Annotated in this window: 18 protein-coding genes; 8 read left to right on the plus strand and 10 right to left on the minus strand. The window is 67.4% G+C overall.

The annotated features are described in order from the left end of the window. Positions 1 to 407: 407 nt before the first annotated feature. Together DEIPI_RS38450 and DEIPI_RS0125310 are read left to right on the plus strand one after the other, a co-directional pair. A complete protein-coding gene (locus tag DEIPI_RS38450) occupies positions 408 to 1094 on the plus strand; it encodes a hypothetical protein (RefSeq protein ID WP_157464058.1) in 687 nt (228 codons plus the stop codon). Positions 1095 to 1264: 170 nt separating this feature from the next. Beyond that, positions 1265 to 1465 carry a hypothetical protein gene (locus DEIPI_RS0125310; RefSeq protein WP_027483624.1) on the plus strand — a complete coding sequence of 67 codons (201 nt, stop codon included), beginning with the start codon at positions 1265 to 1267 and terminating at the stop codon, positions 1463 to 1465. 431 nt (positions 1466 to 1896) lie between these two features. Here DEIPI_RS0125310 and DEIPI_RS0125315 read toward each other — a convergent pair whose 3' ends face one another. Beyond that, on the minus strand, positions 1897 to 4398 hold the full coding sequence (locus DEIPI_RS0125315) for a hypothetical protein (RefSeq protein ID WP_027483625.1): 2502 nt from the start codon (positions 4396 to 4398) through the stop codon (positions 1897 to 1899). A gap of 265 nt (positions 4399 to 4663) precedes the next feature. On the opposite strand from DEIPI_RS0125315, the gene DEIPI_RS34590 reads away from it, so the two are divergent. Together DEIPI_RS34590 and DEIPI_RS42345 are read left to right on the plus strand one after the other, a co-directional pair. After that, positions 4664 to 5080 carry a hypothetical protein gene (locus tag DEIPI_RS34590; protein WP_157464061.1) on the plus strand — a complete coding sequence of 139 codons (417 nt, stop codon included), beginning with the start codon at positions 4664 to 4666 and terminating at the stop codon, positions 5078 to 5080. A 111-nt stretch (positions 5081 to 5191) separates the two neighbouring features. Next, positions 5192 to 5587, plus strand: coding sequence for a GNAT family N-acetyltransferase (locus DEIPI_RS42345; protein ID WP_425387894.1), 396 nt, complete (start codon positions 5192 to 5194; stop codon positions 5585 to 5587). A gap of 101 nt (positions 5588 to 5688) precedes the next feature. Here the strand turns inward: DEIPI_RS42345 and DEIPI_RS42005 are convergent, their stop codons facing one another. Then, on the minus strand, positions 5689 to 5814 hold the full coding sequence (locus DEIPI_RS42005) for a hypothetical protein (RefSeq protein WP_281173266.1): 126 nt from the start codon (positions 5812 to 5814) through the stop codon (positions 5689 to 5691). Then, positions 5811 to 6782: an aminoglycoside phosphotransferase family protein gene (locus tag DEIPI_RS34595; RefSeq protein ID WP_045235138.1), complete on the minus strand. Its 972-nt coding sequence runs from the start codon at positions 6780 to 6782 to the stop codon at positions 5811 to 5813. Before DEIPI_RS34595 ends, DEIPI_RS42005 begins: the two co-directional genes overlap by 4 nt. Before the next feature lie 166 nt (positions 6783 to 6948). Here DEIPI_RS34595 and DEIPI_RS34600 point away from each other — a divergent pair, with 166 nt between their 5' ends. After that, the gene (locus DEIPI_RS34600; protein WP_045235139.1) at positions 6949 to 7827 is read left to right on the plus strand and encodes an SAM-dependent methyltransferase; all 879 of its coding nucleotides are present in this window, start codon (positions 6949 to 6951) and stop codon (positions 7825 to 7827) included. A 117-nt stretch (positions 7828 to 7944) separates the two neighbouring features. Then, positions 7945 to 9153 carry an HD domain-containing protein gene (locus tag DEIPI_RS36205; RefSeq protein ID WP_052352019.1) on the plus strand — a complete coding sequence of 403 codons (1209 nt, stop codon included), beginning with the start codon at positions 7945 to 7947 and terminating at the stop codon, positions 9151 to 9153. Positions 9154 to 9217: 64 nt separating this feature from the next. Here DEIPI_RS36205 and DEIPI_RS0125345 read toward each other — a convergent pair whose 3' ends face one another. From DEIPI_RS0125345 to DEIPI_RS0125365, 5 genes are all read right to left on the minus strand, one after another. Beyond that, positions 9218 to 10009: a GNAT family N-acetyltransferase gene (locus DEIPI_RS0125345; RefSeq protein ID WP_027483626.1), complete on the minus strand. Its 792-nt coding sequence runs from the start codon at positions 10007 to 10009 to the stop codon at positions 9218 to 9220. 99 nt (positions 10010 to 10108) lie between these two features. Further along, positions 10109 to 10594, minus strand: coding sequence for a helix-turn-helix domain-containing protein (locus DEIPI_RS42140; RefSeq protein ID WP_084474947.1), 486 nt, complete (start codon positions 10592 to 10594; stop codon positions 10109 to 10111). After that, positions 10594 to 10770, minus strand: coding sequence for a hypothetical protein (locus tag DEIPI_RS38455; protein WP_157464063.1), 177 nt, complete (start codon positions 10768 to 10770; stop codon positions 10594 to 10596). The genes DEIPI_RS42140 and DEIPI_RS38455 overlap by 1 nt, the downstream gene beginning before the upstream one ends. Before the next feature lie 541 nt (positions 10771 to 11311). Next, on the minus strand, positions 11312 to 13780 hold the full coding sequence (locus tag DEIPI_RS0125360) for a beta strand repeat-containing protein (RefSeq protein WP_027483627.1): 2469 nt from the start codon (positions 13778 to 13780) through the stop codon (positions 11312 to 11314). A 250-nt stretch (positions 13781 to 14030) separates the two neighbouring features. After that, positions 14031 to 14399, minus strand: a complete 369-nt coding sequence (locus DEIPI_RS0125365; RefSeq protein WP_157464065.1) for a hypothetical protein — start codon at positions 14397 to 14399, stop codon at positions 14031 to 14033. A 128-nt stretch (positions 14400 to 14527) separates the two neighbouring features. On the opposite strand from DEIPI_RS0125365, the gene DEIPI_RS42010 reads away from it, so the two are divergent. Then, on the plus strand, positions 14528 to 14662 hold the full coding sequence (locus DEIPI_RS42010) for a hypothetical protein (RefSeq protein WP_281173267.1): 135 nt from the start codon (positions 14528 to 14530) through the stop codon (positions 14660 to 14662). A gap of 461 nt (positions 14663 to 15123) precedes the next feature. Continuing rightward, positions 15124 to 15441, plus strand: a complete 318-nt coding sequence (locus tag DEIPI_RS0125370; protein ID WP_027483629.1) for an MFS transporter — start codon at positions 15124 to 15126, stop codon at positions 15439 to 15441. Positions 15442 to 15489: 48 nt separating this feature from the next. On the opposite strand, the gene DEIPI_RS0125375 is transcribed toward DEIPI_RS0125370, so the two are convergent. After that, complete coding sequence (locus DEIPI_RS0125375) at positions 15490 to 15756, minus strand: hypothetical protein (protein ID WP_027483630.1); 267 nt, start codon at positions 15754 to 15756, stop codon at positions 15490 to 15492. A gap of 147 nt (positions 15757 to 15903) precedes the next feature. Further along, positions 15904 to 16683 carry a type 1 glutamine amidotransferase family protein gene (locus DEIPI_RS34615; RefSeq protein ID WP_045235141.1) on the minus strand — a complete coding sequence of 260 codons (780 nt, stop codon included), beginning with the start codon at positions 16681 to 16683 and terminating at the stop codon, positions 15904 to 15906. Positions 16684 to 17043: the final 360 nt, after the last annotated feature.

Here is a 17043-nt window from a genome sequence, read left to right on the forward strand (position 1 = left end):
TGGCTGCTGCGCTCCGGCGAAGCCGCGCAGCGCACCATGCGGTCAAGCGAGGCGAGGCGGGCGTACGACGAGGCGCTGCGGGCGTACGTGGCCCTTGGCGACACGCAGGGCGCCCAGAAGGCCGAACAGGCGCTCGACGCGCTCGCGCGGCAGTTCACGACGACCTGACCTCCTCGCGCGCCGCACCTCACGGGCCATGCCGACGTCCGGCGCCTCGTCACAGCGCCGTCCTGCCGACTGTGAGCGCCGCGCACACGAACGTCCGGGCGTGACGTACGTCACGCCCTTGCCGAGCACCGGCGGGTCATTCGGGCTGGCTGGGCAACATCGGCGTGTCAGGGTGCCGCCCCTACAGTGCCGATGCAGACCACGAGACGGTCCGACGTGATCGTCACAAGGAGAACCTCATGCAGACCACCACACTGCTCGGCGCGTTCCTCATCTCCGCCAGCTTGCTCACCGTCTGCGGAGGTGACCCCCCCACCGCCACGCCCAGCGCGCTTCCCGGCGGCAGTGTCAGCCAGCCGGTACCGCAGCCGGGCACGCGGACCATCAGCGGCACGGTGACCCCGACCGCAGGCGCGGACGTGCAGGGCATCATTGTCTGCCCCGTCAGGAACGACGACTGCGACTGGGACAACACGGACGGCATCGTCATCAAGCAGGCAGGCCGTCAGGCGACCTTCACGACCGGCACGTTCGCTGACGGCGAGTACGTCGTGATTGCGTGGAAGGACAACGCATCCAACGGTGAGTTCGGCGCGGAAGACAACCTCAGCATTGACAGCTCGGATGAGAAGACCCTCGGTCGCGTCCGCCCCTCCACCATAAACGTGATCGTCACCATGCTCGCCTTCGACCAACCTGGCGCGGCCACCCGACCAGCCGACCCGCTCGACCGTCCCCACCGAGCTCGTGGGCAAGAGGAGCACGACGGGCACCAGCGGCGGCGGATACTACAACTCCGACACGAACCTGCAGGGCACGATCACGACCTTCACCTCCGTCGGAAAGGTGACGTACACCAGCACCCTCTAGGCGGGCGGCGCCCCGGTTCAGGGCTTCCCGATGGCCGCCACGCACTTCTGCGGTGACGTCAACCTGGACTTCGGCTCGTAAGTGACGCTTCGACATCACCTTGACGGCCCGTGCGGACCGCTCCGCCGCCGACACGGGTCAGGGCCAGGGCACACCGCGGGAACGACCTGAATGAAGTCAGGCTAGGGGCAGCCGAACCCACCGGTAGACCCGGAAGGAAGCGAGGATGGACATCAACGAGACGACCGAACGACCCTTCACCACATACGACGGACGCGTGTACGTGCTCCGTCTCTGGTACGAAGGCCCCGAGCACGCACCTGCATGGCGAGCGTCCGTCCGGGAAGGCACGACCGGTGCGCGGCGGTACTTCCTGAGCGTGGACGAGTGTCTGGAGCATCTGTACACGGAGCTGCTGCGCCGCTGAGCATTGAACGGCCCGAGCCGACATCGGAGGACGTCACCACACATCGTGACGTCCTCCGATACCTTTCTGGAGTTGCATGACCTCCTCGGCCACCTCGATGACGCAGGCACACCTGGAGCGCGCTCTCCAGCGCGCCCCCAGGGACGCGGTGCAAGCGTCCAGGGCCACGCCACCAAGGGCACCGGCAGGTCGGGCAGGGAACGCGTCACACCAGAGCGACCTTCGACTGAACGGTTAAGGATCTGAACATGTCTCGTGTCGAGCTCATCCCATGGGACCCCTGGCGGCGCGTGAGAATGTCACCCCGCGATACAGGCCCGGAGTACCGTGCTGCACGGTACTCCGGGCCTGAACGCATCGGGAGCGGACGGTTCATCCGCTCCCGATGCGTCGCCGGGTAGATCGCAGGGCTGACCGACGATCCGCGCTCTTCACTGACGGACGAGATTGATTTCCACTGTCTCCTTGAACCCGTCGTTCATACCGTACCCGCCCACATGGACAGGAAGAATGTCAGCCGTGTACACGATCCTGCCGTCCACCTCGGTCAAGTGTTGCGTTAGTCCGTCCACGAGGCACGACCCACTCAACTCGAGCTTGACCTTCCCGTTCCACGTCTGGACAAGTTGACCATATTCGTAGCGGTTGTATGTCCGAGTCACTGCGTCCTCTGTAGGTGCGAAGTACACGTTTGAGATTCCTCCAGCGTAAGGGGATACGAAGCTCTTCGACGCGTACGCGACGTGGCGTTCCTCAATCCGACCGATCCGGTCCTCATCCCACGTGAATGTCACGTTGTCGTACGTCCAGTCCGTGCGCTCGTTTCCGTCCGCGTCCACACCTTGAAGATCGCAGGTCAACGACCCTTTCGCGTCGTGATGATGCTTGAGCTCACCGTAATAGGGATCCATCTGCGTGGAGTCAAGGACGCCGCTCCAGCTGTACTTAATCGTGCCCTTCCACCCCGTCCGCTGGGGTGGTGAGGGACTGCCCCTTTCGACCGTCACGGAGAACTTGGCGTCGTCGTCGATTTCGAGTGGAACACCGCGCAATGCGTTCGATACCACGAATGCACGGAACGTGACCGCCCGACCGGCGTCCTCGGCGAGGGGTGTCCAGGGAAACTCAAAGTGCGTCGCGCCTTCATCCGCTACCTGACGGGCGAACGGTTCGAGCGTGCCGTCCCGATCGCGGAACAACAGCACCTCACGTACGTTGTAGGAGCCCGGAATGAAACTGACGTTCGCGGCCTTGAGGTCCACGCTGAGCTTGGCGGGCGTGGCGACCGTGACCGTCGTCGGTCCGCTCAGCGTGCCGTTGGGTGAGCGGGCCATGGTGCCCTCGACGAGCGGCGCGGCGCCGAACACCTTCACTTGGTTGCGCGTGCCCATGACCGCGAGCAGCTCCTGCAGGTCGTCGCCCGGTCCCATCGTCCCGACGAGCTTCAACGCGTAACTCGATGCGTAGTCGTTCACGAGCGCCTGCGTTCCTGTCGGTGCGACGCTACCTTCGAACCTCGGGCCGAACGTGACATCCAGCGCTTTGAAGCTCGGGGTCGCGTCGACAAGCCAGGGAAAGGGGGTGAAGTCCAGCCCTGCAGTCGCGTGAACGCCCACACCGCCTTCCAGGCGGAGCGCCTCGTCCGGCAGCAGCAACTTCAGCTGCGGCGTCAAGGTATTGACCGGTTCGAGCTTGTGACGCTCGGTCATCGAGCCTGACACTCGATCGTACGTGACGCCAGCCTGAAGCTTTCCTCCGAGCTTGCCTTCCAGCGCGAACTGTACCTTGCCGAGCTTGAGCTTCCCGTCCAGCAGGAAGCCTAGTCCGAGCGGGACGGTCGGCGCGAAGAAGCTTGCGAGCGGACCGGACACCGGGATGGGCAGACGCCCAAGCACAGCGCGGCACTTCAATTCACCCTGCACACCCAGGTCCAGGTCGAGTCCACCGGTCACGGTGCCGGTCAGTTCCCCGTTGAGTTCCGCGCCCAGCGCCGTCAACTCTCCGTTCGAGACGACTGCGTCGTAGTCCACGTCCATCTTAGATTCGAGCTTGACGCTGATCAGGTCCCCGCTGAGCAGCGTGTCGAGGGTGCTTCCGCATTCGAAGGGACCGACCGTGAAGTCCTTCTTCGCGAATGGTCCCGGCAGGATGTCGTCATCGGGCAGCGTCGTGGACTGCCGGGACATCGTCGTTTCGGGCAATCGGTACGTCAGGGTAACGGTACCGTCATGATGCCGCTCAATCCGCTCCGGTGCGAACGGTCCATTTTGCGCGACGAGCGTCGCGAGGTCCAGTTGCACGTGATCCTGCACCCGCAACTCCCGGTAAGCGTCTGTCAGCGCCACCGTTTCGAGCGTCACGAGCCTCCCTGAAGCGCGCGGCTGCACCGCCAGCACACGACCGACCACAGGAGAGACGCCGGTGGAGAGCAGGACCTGCCCGACGTTCGGGGTGACATCGTCCCGGACGCTGACGGTGAAGCGCGCTCCGACGGAAGTGTCCGTCGAGCCGCCATCGACACGGGCGGGCGCGGAAGTGAGCTGCTCGTCGGTGACGAGCAGAGTGTCCCTCGCAGTACGGGCGACGGTGAGCAGCATCGGTCGGGACGGCACACCGTTGACGGTGGCCGTCACCCTGGCCGTGCCGATCTCGGCCTTGGCGGTAGCGTGACCGGCGCCGTCGACGTGGAGGACGTTTTCGTTGGAGGAGGACCACAGCACGGGACCTTCGATCTGGACCGGCCGGCCTTGCACGTCGTACGCGGCGGCCCGCAGGGTGGCGGTGTCACCGGACGCAGTGAGGAGGGCGGCCGTGGACGTCAGTTCGACACGGGCGACGAAGGCGCGCGTGTCGGGCGGGGTGGGCGTGGTCGTGCAGCCCATCAGTGCGAACGAGGTGAGGGCGGCGGTCAGCAGCTGTGCGGCACGAATCATACCCGCGCTCCTGCCGCGCTTGACGAGCGTTTGGCATTCATCTAGCCAAACCTAAGCGTCGGTGCCTGACAGCAAGATGTTGCGGTTCTGTGGTCGAACGAAGTGCTCATGGTGAGCGACAGCGAGTTCCTGAGCGAAGTGGCACCTCCGGTCGACGACATACGACGCCCAGACCCATCCTGTCCCCTCGACCGGGTCGAGCGGAGTGTCCAGGACGCGCTGGCCGGTCATGTGACGCTGCACGCAGGTGGGGCATCCGCACGGTGTGCACGCCCATCACCTCGCAGCGGAACTCGCGGTCGCGCGGGTGCTGAGCGACCCCGCAGGCCGGCGCGGGGTGCTTAGGACGACGCTCGGCGGGTACCCGGACGCGCTCGGCGTGGCGCTCGACCGTCACTACGCCTGGCAGGCCGCGTTCTGGTTGGACCTCGCCGAGAAGGGTGACGCGCGTGGGGACGTGTACTACGCGCAGGGCTGCGCGGCGCAGGTAGTTGCGGCGCTCGTACAGACACTGTGCGCGCGCGGGCGGACGTGGCTCACGAACGAGAAAGGCTCCGTGGACGTCGCGGGAAGCATGCCGGACGCGCCGCGGGCGTTCGGGGCGCGCCTGAATGTCGCGCTGAAGGGCACCGACATAGACGCCCTGCGTGACCTCGCGCGGGAGGTCACGTCAAAGGGATGAGTCGGGGCGCCACCTGCCGTTCGAGCGGGTCGCGTCGGATACAGTCCGGGGATGACGGGCCTTCGATGTGTGACCGACGAGCTCCCCGACGAGCAGGCCATGCGCGACCTCATGACGAGTGCCTGGGGTGGACCCGGCCGGGCACGGTGGGGACAGATCCTGGCACGCAGTCTGTGCTGGGTGTGCGCGTATCACGACGACCGGCTCGTCGGGTTCGGCAACGTGGCATGGGACGGCGGGATGCACGCGTCAATCTTCGACACGTCCGTTCACGCGGCGTACCAGCGGCGGGGCGTGGGGACGGCGCTGCTCCGGCGGGCGAGCGGGGCGCGGTGTGGTTGCACGTCGACGACGAACCGCATCTCGATGCCTACTACACGGGGGTCGGCTTCAGGCGGACCGGGGCGGGTCTGCTCCGTCTGGGGGAGCGCGCAGGCGGCGAGGAGGGGTGAGGTCGTCGTGCGCGGGTCAAGCCGTGCCTGCCGTGCTTGCCGACTCGTGGTGTGACGCGAACGAGAGCCCACGCTCACTCAGCGCCAAGCGCAGGACCCTGAGCGCTTTCGGGCCCATGCCGTGCAGGGCGAGCAGCGCTCCCTCGGTGTGGCGCGTCAGGTCCTCCAGCCGGGTGACCCCCGTGCCATGAAGCGCTCGGCGGGCGCACCGATGCCACGCGGCAGGTCGTCGCCCTGCTCGCTGGACATGGATGTTGCGTTCCCCTTGGTGGTGCCGTTCATACGTTCCTCCCGTGCTCGTCGAGAATCTCGGTGATGACGTACCGCGCCACCAGCGCGAACGCCGGGTGCGTGTGCTGATAGTACGGCAGTGCCTGAAGCGCGATCACGAGGGCCAGCCCACGCGCCCGCGCCCACGTGCCCTCGTTCGCTCCGAGTGCGTCCCGGAACACCTCACGCGCCTCCCGGGGCAGCACGCTCCATGCGACGTTCAGGTCGCTCGCGGGATCACCCGTGCCGAGCGCGCCGAAGTCCAGCATCCCGTTCAGTCGACCGTCCTCGATGAGCAAGTTGCCGGGCAGCAGGTCCGCGTGCACCCACACGGCGTGTCCGTCCCACTCGTGTGCGCGCAAGGCCGTCTCCAACGCGTGTGTGGCGGCCTCCACGCCGATCAGGCCGTGGGCTTGCTCGGTGGCGGCGCAAGCGGACGCGTCGAGGTCCCGCAGGCTGCGGCGACCCCGCTCGCTCGGCGGAGCGTCCACGACGTTCAGCGCATGCAGCGTCGTCACGAACGCCGCGAGGTCGAGCGCAAAGCCCTCCGGATCGTCGAGTCTGCCCGGTGTGGGGTTCTCGCCGCGCAGCCAGGTGTACACGGACCACTCGCAGGGGTACTCGGGCGTAGGGGCGCCCCCAGCGACCGGGACGGGAATCGGCACCCTCAGGCGCGGCGCGAGGCGAGGCAGCCAGGCGTGCTCCTTGTCGACCTTCTCCTTAGACACGCCCACGCGGGGCGGGCGGACGACGAGGTCCTCCCCGAGATGGTAGAGGACGTGCACGGTGCCGAGCGCGCGGGCGGGACGGACGTCGAGGTGCGCGAGGTGGGGACACTGCGCGGTGACGAGACGCGTGACGAGCGCCGGATCGACGTGCGGTTCGGCGGTTCGTTCGCGTGCAGTCTGGGCGTGCTCACGGGGACCATCGTGCGATGGGAGAGGATCGCGCGTCCGGGCGGATGCCGACGTTTGGAGCATGTCGCGGCGAGCGCACCCTACGCGGCAGGCCGAGGACCGAGCAGGTACGGTGCGACACGTTCATCGCCCATGTCCCTCGCGTCTGCTGCTCGGAGGGGGACGCGCGTCGTACTGTCGAGATACCTCTCCCTTCCGGGTATGCGCGTACGTCGAAAGGAAGGACGGCATGAAACGAGATCGAGCCAGCACCACCGCTGAAGGCATGGCGATCGTCCGGGCGATCGAGACGTCCCGTTCCCCTGCCCGGCGGCTCCTCGACGACCCGGTGTCCGTCAGGCTCGTGCGTTCCGCCCAGGTCGCGATGAGCCGCTTTGTGATCGACTCGGGGCTGTACGCGCGCTTCTTCGGTGTGGGCGTGATCGAGTTCATCCTGCTGCGTGAGCGCTTCATCGACGACGTCCTCGCGTTGCGGCTCCGCGAGGGGCTCGATCAGGTCGTGCTGCTCGGCGCGGGTTTCGACACCCGCGCGCTGCGCATTCCCGGCATCGAAGGGACGCGGGTGTTTCTGGTGGACCACCCGGTCACGCAGGCGTTCGTCCGCGCTCGTTTCGAGCGGACGCTCGGGCCGCTTCCGGGGCACGTGGTGTTCGTGGGGGTGGATTTCGAGACGCAGGGCCTCGCCCTTCGTCTGCGGGACGCGGGATTCGACGCGCGTGGCCGGACGATGTTCGTGTGGCAGGGCGTGACGATGTACCTGTCGAGGAGCGCGGTGGACGAGACGCTCGCGTTCGTTGCCGCTCACGCGGCGCGGGGCAGCACGGTGATCTTCGACTACTTCTACGAGGACGTGCTGTTCGACCCTGCGAACCGGTTCGCGCGGCGGATCCGGGCGGTGACGAGCGCGATCGGTGAGGGCCTGTCGTTTGCGTTGGCGCGTGGTGCGGTGGACGTGTTCCTGACCTCGCGGGGGTTCGAGGGCGTCGTGAACGTGGACGCGTTCGGCTTGCGGGCGCTGTACTTCACGGGTGGGCACGTGCGGCGTGAGGTCGCGGACGGGGCGGCGATCGTCTTCGCGCGCGTTCGGGGCGGGCATCAGGAGAGTTGACCTTGAGCGGTGGAGCTGGTGCGCGAGGAGGTGTCGTCGATATGGGACCGGCGTCGCCACGGACGTTCTCGTTCGCTCTACAGTGACCTTCTCCCGAAGCGTCGGGACGCACAGACCATGACTGCACACCCTCTGCCCAAGTTCACCCCACGACGCCTGCACCCCGAGCCTCTCGTCACTGCGTGGGGCGGCGCCTTCCTCACGGACATCGAGCGGCTCCACGACAGCGCCGCCTTCGCGCGGCTCGCCGGGAAGACCCAGACCTTCGACGTGCAGCGCCACCCCACCGTCCGCTCCCGACTCACGCACACCCTGGAGGTCGCGCACGTCGCCCGCGTCCTCGCGCGCCGGCTCGACCTCGACGAGCACCTCGTGGAAGCGGCGGCGCTCGGACATGACCTCGGCCACACGCCGTTCGGGCACGCGGGCGAACGCGTCCTGCACGCCCTGACGCCCGGCGGGTTCAAGCACAACCTTCAGTCCCTGCGGGTGTGCATGCACCTCGAACGGCCACCCCACGCGCTCACGCCGGGTGGACTCAACCTCACCGTGCAGACGCTCTGGGCGATGGCGGTGCATACCGGGCTGCGTTACCGGCACACCGACCCGGCCCAGCCTGCCCCGCCGGTCCCGTCGTTCTACGACTCGCTGCTCGCTGAGCTCCAGGACGGCTTCACCCCGGAAGCGCTGGTGGTGGCCGTGGCGGACGAGGTGGCGCAACTGCATCACGACGTCACCGACGCCCTCACCGTCGGCGTGATCGACCTCGACGAGGTGAACCGGGCGGTCACGCCGCTCCTGATGCCTGGCGAACGGACGCTCGTGCGGAGCGGGGGGGCGCTATCGGCGGTGCTGCGGCGCGCCCTGACGCGGCACGCGCACGACGCGCTGCGCGCAGCCCTCCAAGGGCTGCGGGAGGTGCTCGCCGGACAGGACGTGTCGGACGTTCGTCAGGTCGACTGGGCGTCGGTCGCGCGGACGCTGCGCGGACCGGTCGGTGGCGCGCTGACGCCGTTGGGATGGCCGTACGAGGTGCTGCGCGTGGTGGACGGCGGATGCACGTCCCCGTCCGCCTGGGCGGACGGCGCGGCCGTCGCGCTGGTGCGGCTGATTCACGAGCGGATCGACCGTTCCGCCCCTGCGTGCGAGCTGGACGAGCGAGGCGCGCGGATGGTGAGGACGTTGGTCCACGCGGAGCTGGAGGACGTCGCGGGCGGTCCTTTCGATGCGGATGCACGAAAGGTAGCGGACCGCGTGTCGGCATGGACGGACCGAGAAGCCGACACGCGAGTTACGCGACGTCCGGTCTCGGATGAGGCCTTTTGAATCGAGCGGAAGCACGCGTGAAGGGGAGCAGGGCGAGGTTGACCGAAGTCTGCCCTCTTCAGGGTCAGGGCCGCCACTCGAAGGTGCGGACCGTGCAGACCTCCCCGAACCCCAGCCGGCGATACGTGCCCTCCCCAAGGGGGGAGGCCGTCAGCACCGCCCAGTCGTACCCGTGAGCGCGCGCCCGGGTCATCAGTTCGCTCGTGATCGCCGCGCCGAGCCCACGGCGTCTCGCCTCGGGAAGGGTCACGACGTGCTCCACCGCCGCCGCCTCGCTGCCCCGGAACAGGGTGGCGCACACGACCGGCCGGTCGTCGAGCAGCCCCAAGACGTGCTGAAGGGGCTTCGTTTCGTCCAGCTCCAGGCTGGCGTAGTACCCGCCGACGCGGTCGTGCAGCTCGGCGGGTGCGTCGTACGCCCACACGCCCGCCCACGTCCGCATGTCGGCGTCGGTCCGGATGTCCACGAAGCGGAGCGGCGCCGGAGGTGAGCAAACCTCCCTTGAGACGCGCAGGTCGCACACCATGCCCGGTTCGTCCTCGACGTGGCGCCAGCCGGCGTCGAGCAGTCGGATGTCCAGATCCCCGGGCGTGTCGTCCGGGCCGGTAATCCACGTGAGGGGCGTGTGGTGAGTTCGGGCGTCTTCCACGATCTGCCGGATGGCGTCGTGGGAGGAGTCTGTGGTCAGGTTCGTTTCGATCACGCGGTTGAACGCAGCGTACGGCAGGCCGCCCCGGAACCACCGCACGCCGGGAGCGGATCGTGGTGTGGCAGTGGGGGCCATGGCAAGCGTGCCGTGTAGTTCGTGCTTGCAGCGCGTGAGGAGCCCTGCGAGGGCATTGGACGTGACCGTCATGCCGGACAGTAAAGCAGGCGCGGCGCGAGGGAGCCTCCGACGAATGACGTATTCGTCGGTGAGCGGAGACGTGAGGGAACCTGCTGGTCGCTTGGGAGTTCAGTCGGTCCGTTTGAAGTAGTGCAGGGTGCCCCAGGTGCCGCAATAGGTCCAGCCTTGCCCTTCGAGGTCGCGGCGGACGCGACCGGCGAGGAGGCCCGCGCGGCGTTCGTAGCGCCACCTCAGGCGCAGGGTGGGATCCTCGGGACGGCGGAAGTGCAGTACGAGCGGTCCGAAGCCGGTGAGTTCCCAGCCGTCGTGGCCCATCTGTTCGAGGATGCCGACTTCGTCGAAGGCGGTGGCGAGGCGGTCGTGGTACTCCCAGTGTTCGCCGACGAGGCTGGCGTGTTCGTCGGGGTCGACGGTGAAGAGCCGTTCGAGGGGTTGTTCGAGGAGCCAGGAGAGGCGGAAGGCGAGCAGGAGGCTGGGGTCGTTCTTGCCGGTTTCGAAGTTGTTGATGGTCTGCCGGGCGACGCCGAGGCGCAGGGCGAGGTCCGCCTGGGACCAGCCGCGTTCGGTGCGGAGTTCGCGGATGCGGTTGCGCATCAGGAGCTCCGGGGGGTGCGGCTTCGCAGTGCATGCAGGAGGGAGGGCAGGCCGACGGTGAGGCCGAGGACGCAGAGGGTGCGGCCGGTGTCAAACTGGTCGGTGAGGATGACGAGGAAGCCGGTAAGGACGAGGAGGAGGGCAGTGACGCGGGAGGCGAGCAGGGCGGTGTGCATGCGGCCAGGTTAACCCAGAGAACGAGACATGTCAAAAAGATATGACATGTCCTGTTCTTTAGCTCGCTCCTTTCATCTCGCACCGACCCTGCTGGCAGCCACCTCAGCGACACGTCACCCGCCACAGGCCTAGAGGCCCTGATCGTCCTCTCGAAGATGCGGGACCTGTTCGTGCTCGTCGAGCGGGAGTACCCATCGCTGCTTGAGCGCTGGCGGCGTGAACACGTCAGCCGCGACGGTGAGGGGAGTTCTTGAGAGAGGTTCCCAAGATAAACGCGGCCGCTTCAACCAAGATGAATGGAGGGCGAGTCTGGGCTGTTTATTTTTGGGGCCTGCCCAGCTGCCATCGGCAGCACCGTTGGAGAGGGGATTTCAAGGAGACCTACCAGATTACTGCATTGGAAGCAGCTTGCAGAAACACCCTTTCTCCTGCAAGGAGGCGACGTCTCAACCAGCCGTTCGCACTTGCGTTCTTGTACCTACAAGCAAGCTCAACGAGCAGGCGATCAGGAAAACCTGATCGCCTGCTCGCCCGTGAAGTTCAGCGGTGCTTGATGACGCCCGTCTGCACCACGTCCGGGTTCACGCCGTCCGACACCGTCACCGTGTACGCCGCCCCGACGAAGGTGTTCTTCATCGACAGCACCAACGACGTGCCCGTGAAGTTCGTGTCCGTGTACGTCGTGACGCCCGCGTTCGTCTCGTACCGCACCGTCACCGTCACCGTGCTGACGTCATGCGTGACCGTCGCGGTGAAGTTCGCCGTGGCGTTCTGGCTGTTGCCGTTGATCGTGTCGTTCGTGACCACGACGCCCAGGTTGACCGGCACCTGCGCGGTCACCGAAGCGGTCGCGCCTCCCGTCAGACCCGCCGCGTCCGTCACCGTCGCCGTGTACGACAGCGTCCCCGCGCTCGTCACCGCGAAGGTGTCCGTCGCCTCGTAGCGGTTCGTGGCGGCGTTGAAGGTCGCCGTCAGGGGCTGCCCACCGTCACGGGCGACGACGACGCTCGTCACGCCCGATCCGCTCACGTCCTGCGCGTCCACGCTCAGCGTCACGGTCGCGGTCGTGCCGACCCACACGACGCTCGGGTTGACCGTTAGGACCGCCGTGGGCCGGGCGGTGTCCACCGTGACACTCACGGCCGTGCTCGCGGAAGAGGTGTTGCCCTGCGCGTCCAGGGCGTACAGGATGACGCTGCTGGTCCCTTCGGGCAGCGCGCCCGTGATCACCTTGAAGGTGCCGTTCCCGTCTGTGGTCATGGTCGCATCGAGCAGGGTGGCGCCACCGTCGAGGCTGTACTTGAACGCCGTGACGCCGCCCGTGGCGTTGTCGCTCGCGCTGACGGTGAAGCTCGGCGTGCTGCTGCTGACGATCGGCGCGGTGGCGCTGTCGAGCGTCACGCCCGTCACGCTCGGCTTGACCCAATCGGCGACGGTGACGGTCGTGCTGTACGGCGCGGAGGCGTTGCCGGCCGCGTCGTACGCCACCACGATGAGCGTGTACGACCCCGGCTGGAGGAGTTCGCCGTTCGGAGCGGTGAAGGGCGCGGTCTCGTCCGTGCCGGTCGTGACGATCGTGTCGCCCTGCTTGACCGTGTAGTCGATGCGGGTGACGGTGTCGCTGTTGCTGGGCGTCACGCCGATCGTGACGGTGCCGCTGCCGGGCGTGACGGTGACGCTGCCGTCGCCGAGCTGGGGCGGTGTGGTGTCTGGCACGGGCAGGTTGACGCTCACCGTGACGTGGGTGCTCGACGTGGCGCTGTTGGTGGGCGTGGCATTGTCGTAGGCGCGGGCGGTAAAGACGTGAGTGCCGTTCTGGGTGTGACTGTCGAAGGTGGCGGTGTACTCGTACGGGGCAGTGGTGTCGGTCGCGATGACCTCGCCGTCCTGGAGGAACTCCACCTTGCTGATCGCGCCGTGCGTGTCGACGGCCGTGGCGGTGAGGTGCACGGATCCGCTGGCGTTCAGGGTGGTGGCGTCGGTGGTGCTGACGGTCACGGTGGGCTTGACGTAGTCCGCGACGGTGAAGGTGGTGCTGACCGGCTGGGAGGCGTTGCCGCTCGCGTCGTACGCGGTGACGATGACGGTGTACGTGCCGGGCGGGAGGGTCTCGCCGTTGGGGGCAGTGAAGGGCGCGTCGCTGTCCGTGCCGGTCGTGACGGTGGCGCCACTTCCGTCCTTGATGATGTAGTCGATCCGCGCGACGGTGTCACCGTTGGTGGGCGTCACGCCGATGTTGATCGTGCCGGGCGTGCCGCCGGGCGTGACGTTGACGTCCCCGGCGCTTACCTCGGGTGGGGTGGTGTCGGCGGGGTTGTAGGTGATGGCGCGGGTCTGGCTGTAGGCGTTGTTGCTGCTGTCGTACGCGGTGACCTTGAGTTCGTTGTCGCCGGGTTTGAGGCCGGTCACCTGGAAGTTCAGGTCGAAGGTCTTGGCGGCGGTGATGTTGGGGACGCGCGTTTCGGTGCCGCCGTTGAGGGTGTAGGTGACGCGGTGCACGAGGACGTTGTCGCTGGCGCGTCCGGTGATCGTGACGGGCAGGGTCGTCGTCTCGGTGGGTGCGTCGATGCTGAGGACGGGGGCGTTGTCACCCGTGTTGCTCTCGGCGGTGCAGTTGAGCACCACCGGAATGTCCTTCACGCTGCCGTCGGCGCGGTTCTTGATGGTGAGGGTGGCGCCGTAGGCGTCCGCGTAGGGTTGGCAGATCGCGTTGAGGGTGACGGTGGCGCTCTGTCCGGCGGGGAGGGTGCCGTTGGCGGTGCCGCTGAGGGTGAGCCAGCCGCTGGCTTTGCCGTCGGGGTAGCTGACGGTGGTGTCGTAGGTGAGGTCGCTGCCGCCGGTGTTGTCGAAGGTGAAGGTGGTGCTGGTGGTGGCGCCGACGGTGGCGGTGAGGGCGAGGGTGAGGCTTTGGGGGGTGATGCTGGGCGCGGCGGGGGGTGGGGTGGTGCCGCAGGCGGCGAGCAGCATCGTGAGGGTCAGGGTGGCCGAGAGCGGGGCACGGGTCTTCATGCTTCTCCTCGGGGCCGGGCTCACCATTGGCTCCCTCCGCCTTGAGGTGACCGTGTACTGGGGCGGAGTTCATCGCTTCCCTGTTGTGGGGTTTCGCACACTGTGCGGTACGCTCACCGTAATCTTAATAATCTCACAAAGTTCTTACAGGGCTGACTGGGGAGGCCTCAAACGCCGGACGCCGTCACCCCACACCATCCGAAGTCCAACCCCTTCAAAACCACCAGCAGCGCACGGCGACGATCCGCACTCACGGTCCTGCCGTCCACGCCACGTGACCATCCGCGTTCACCCGCACCCGTATCCGCACCTGCACCTCAAGATGCCGTTGCCGACGAAGCCGCAACCCCCCAGCCGCCGGGTCCGTCCAGTCCTCCAGCGTCAACAGCGGAAAGGCATACCACGCCGAGCACGGAAGCCGCGCGGCGCGGCGGAACGCGTCGTGGCAGGCGACGCGCTCCAGCCACGCCGCCACTTCGGCCGGGCTCCGCTGCCGCGTTTGAAGGGCGGCCAGGTGATCATTGAAGTCGTCGTGGAACCGGGCATGCAGGACGAGGGGCGCGTCCAGCTTCGCGTGGACGACAGGGGAACCGGGCGCGAGGGCGAGCAGAACGCGCATGCGTGAAGTGTCGTGCCCGACCCATGACGAAAATGTCACAAATTTGCGGAGCACGACGCCCAGGGGCATCACACCTGCCGTCTTGACCGCCACAGCCCCGCCATTCGATGGGTATCTTGGCGGCCCTCATGACGAGCAGCACCAGGAGCCGGTACGCCGCCGTGGAACTCCTGTTCACCCCGATCCCGAACACCATCAGGTCCCGCCGCCGCTGCCCCTCACATAGGAAGAACACCGCGACGAGCACACCCGGCACCACGTAGACCACGTCTGGCCCCTCCTCAATCTGACACGACCGGAGGCCGCGAAGGTGCGTCGTCGGTAATTGCGGATGTGGCGGCTCGAAGCCGCACGGAGCGTCAGATGGTCAAGACTCGTCCTGCGACCGCCACTTCCCGCTAAAGCAGGAAGTGGCGGTCATCCCCTACCTTCATCAACGCCGTACTTTGACTCCTTCGCCCGGGCTGCGTTCACGTCCAGCCGCGCGAGAAGCACGTCCCACCTCCCGCTTCACGACTGCCCTGGTAGGCTTCCGGTCGTGCTGCCCACCGCGAACACGACAAGAGCCGGTCAAACAGGCTGGTACCCACCGGGTGTATCGTGACGTGCCCGCCCAGCTCGACCGACGCGATCAGTGCGTCCATCCCGCCGAGGAGGCTCCAACGTGAAGTCGAGGTCTCCTCCCGGGCTGGCGGAGGCGTGCAAAGCACCGGCGTGAGCTGACTTGCCCGCCCTCGTGAGTTTCGGGCTGGCCGCGCTCGGTCTTGGTAACGGCCTGGCCATGCCGAACCTCAACGTGTGGCTCACGAGCGTGGCGACCGCCGAGCGACGGGGTCAGCCGCTCGGCGCGCTCATGTCCGCCATCTTGCTGGGGCAGTTTGCGTCCCTGTTGCTGAGTCAGCCGCTCGCGAACGCACTGGATCTGTGGGGTGCGTTTGTCACGTTGGGTGTGGTGGTCGCCGGGCTCACGCTCGTGACGCTGCCCGCGACAGTGAAGCGACCGAGGCGGACTTGGCGGACGCGCAGAAGCACCTTTGAGTGATTGAGCGCGAAGGACCTTTATCAGGTCAGTTCGGTCTTCAAGCGGGGGTCAGGCGCTGTAGGGGAGGGACGTCGCGACGAGGTCGTTGAGGACGAGGGTGAGCATCATGGCGTGCCTCGCTCTCGGCCACGCGGTGACCGTGGCGAGGCTCGTACCGGCCGCGTCCGTCGCGGTGAAGCGCAGAAGGCCGTGCTCGTCGTGGCTCCACGTGAAGTGCAGGCCGAGCTTGTCGTACGCCTGGAGCTCCGCGTGGTGGTGGGGGCCTGCGACGTCCGTCCGCCAGTGCTTGTTGAGCTCCGCGATCTCGTCGTACATGGCTCATTGTTCTCTCACACGACTTGAGAGCGCAATAAGGATGCGTTCACAAAGCCACGGACATCACGCTTCCTGACCCTGAAGACGTACCGCGCACGGTGCATACAGGAATAAACCAAGCCTGGAAGACCACCAGGACGGGAAGGCTCACCCTACAGGGCGGACGTCCGGATTGGCGCCTGAACCCATCTCCTCGCGAAGTGCGGCGTGGACCGTCACGCGGACGTCCTCGCCGTCCCGACGAACGTGATACGCGCAGCCGAGACCACGCACCGTCACGAAGCCATCCACGACGTGCAGCGCCGTGTCCTCGTCGATCGCCCAGCCGCCGCGCGTGAGGTCGGCGTTCACCGCGTGCACGAGTCTGGGCAGCGTGCCCCACTGCGTCGCGTGGACGTCCACCGTGAACGTCACGAGTCCGAGACCCGCGCGGAGGTCAAGCAGGTCGAGGTCCTCGCTGGCGCTTTCCGACGTGACGTCCACCTCGCGCCCACCCGTCCGGAGTCTCCAACCGCCGACGATCGCGGTGCGCGCGGCGATCGCTGCGCCCGCCGAGAACCCCGCGTACGGAACGTCCGCGTCGAGGTCGTCGAGCCACGCGAGGTCCGCGCACAGCGAACGCTCGAAGAGCGGCGTGAGGCCGCCGCAGACGAACACACCCGTGCAGCCCGAGTCGCGGAGCTGACCCCGCGCGAGCGGTCGTTCCGCCGACACCACCACCCTGTGCAGGTCCCGTCCGTGCACGCCGAGCGCCTCGAAGACCCGCGCGTACCTGCTGAACGTCACGTCAAGGTCGAGGTCCGGCTCGTCGACGATCACGACCGCGATGCGGCGTCCGGTGGGGCGAGTGGCGGCCGCGACGAACCCACCAAGGGTGTGGGGCCACGCCCGTTCCGTCCAGCCTCCACCGATCAGGAATACTCGCATTTGTCCTTCCCTTCCGGTTCCGGCTCGCGCCGAAGCCGACCTGACCGTAGCGTCAGGGGCATGGCAGAGTCATGGCGGGTGCAGCGCGGCCTCCGCCGTGACACTGCCATCGCTGGACACCACGGCAGGCGACTCAGCGCACGTACAGCTCGACGAGCATCGCAAGCAGAGCGCCATGCTCACGCCATCCGAGTGCTCGTAAGGTCATCTCATGCTCACACGACCCCTGCGCGCCCACGTCGCCACCGCCCTGCTCACCTCGGTCCTGCTCGCCGCCTGCACCTCGCCCGGACCGCCCGCACCCGGCACCACCGACATGACGCAGGTCGACGCGCGCGCCGCGCGGCTCTCCGGCGCCGT

Origin of the sequence: Deinococcus pimensis DSM 21231, from assembly GCF_000519345.1 — a bacterium.
Classification (GTDB): Bacteria; Deinococcota; Deinococci; order Deinococcales; family Deinococcaceae; genus Deinococcus_A; species Deinococcus_A pimensis.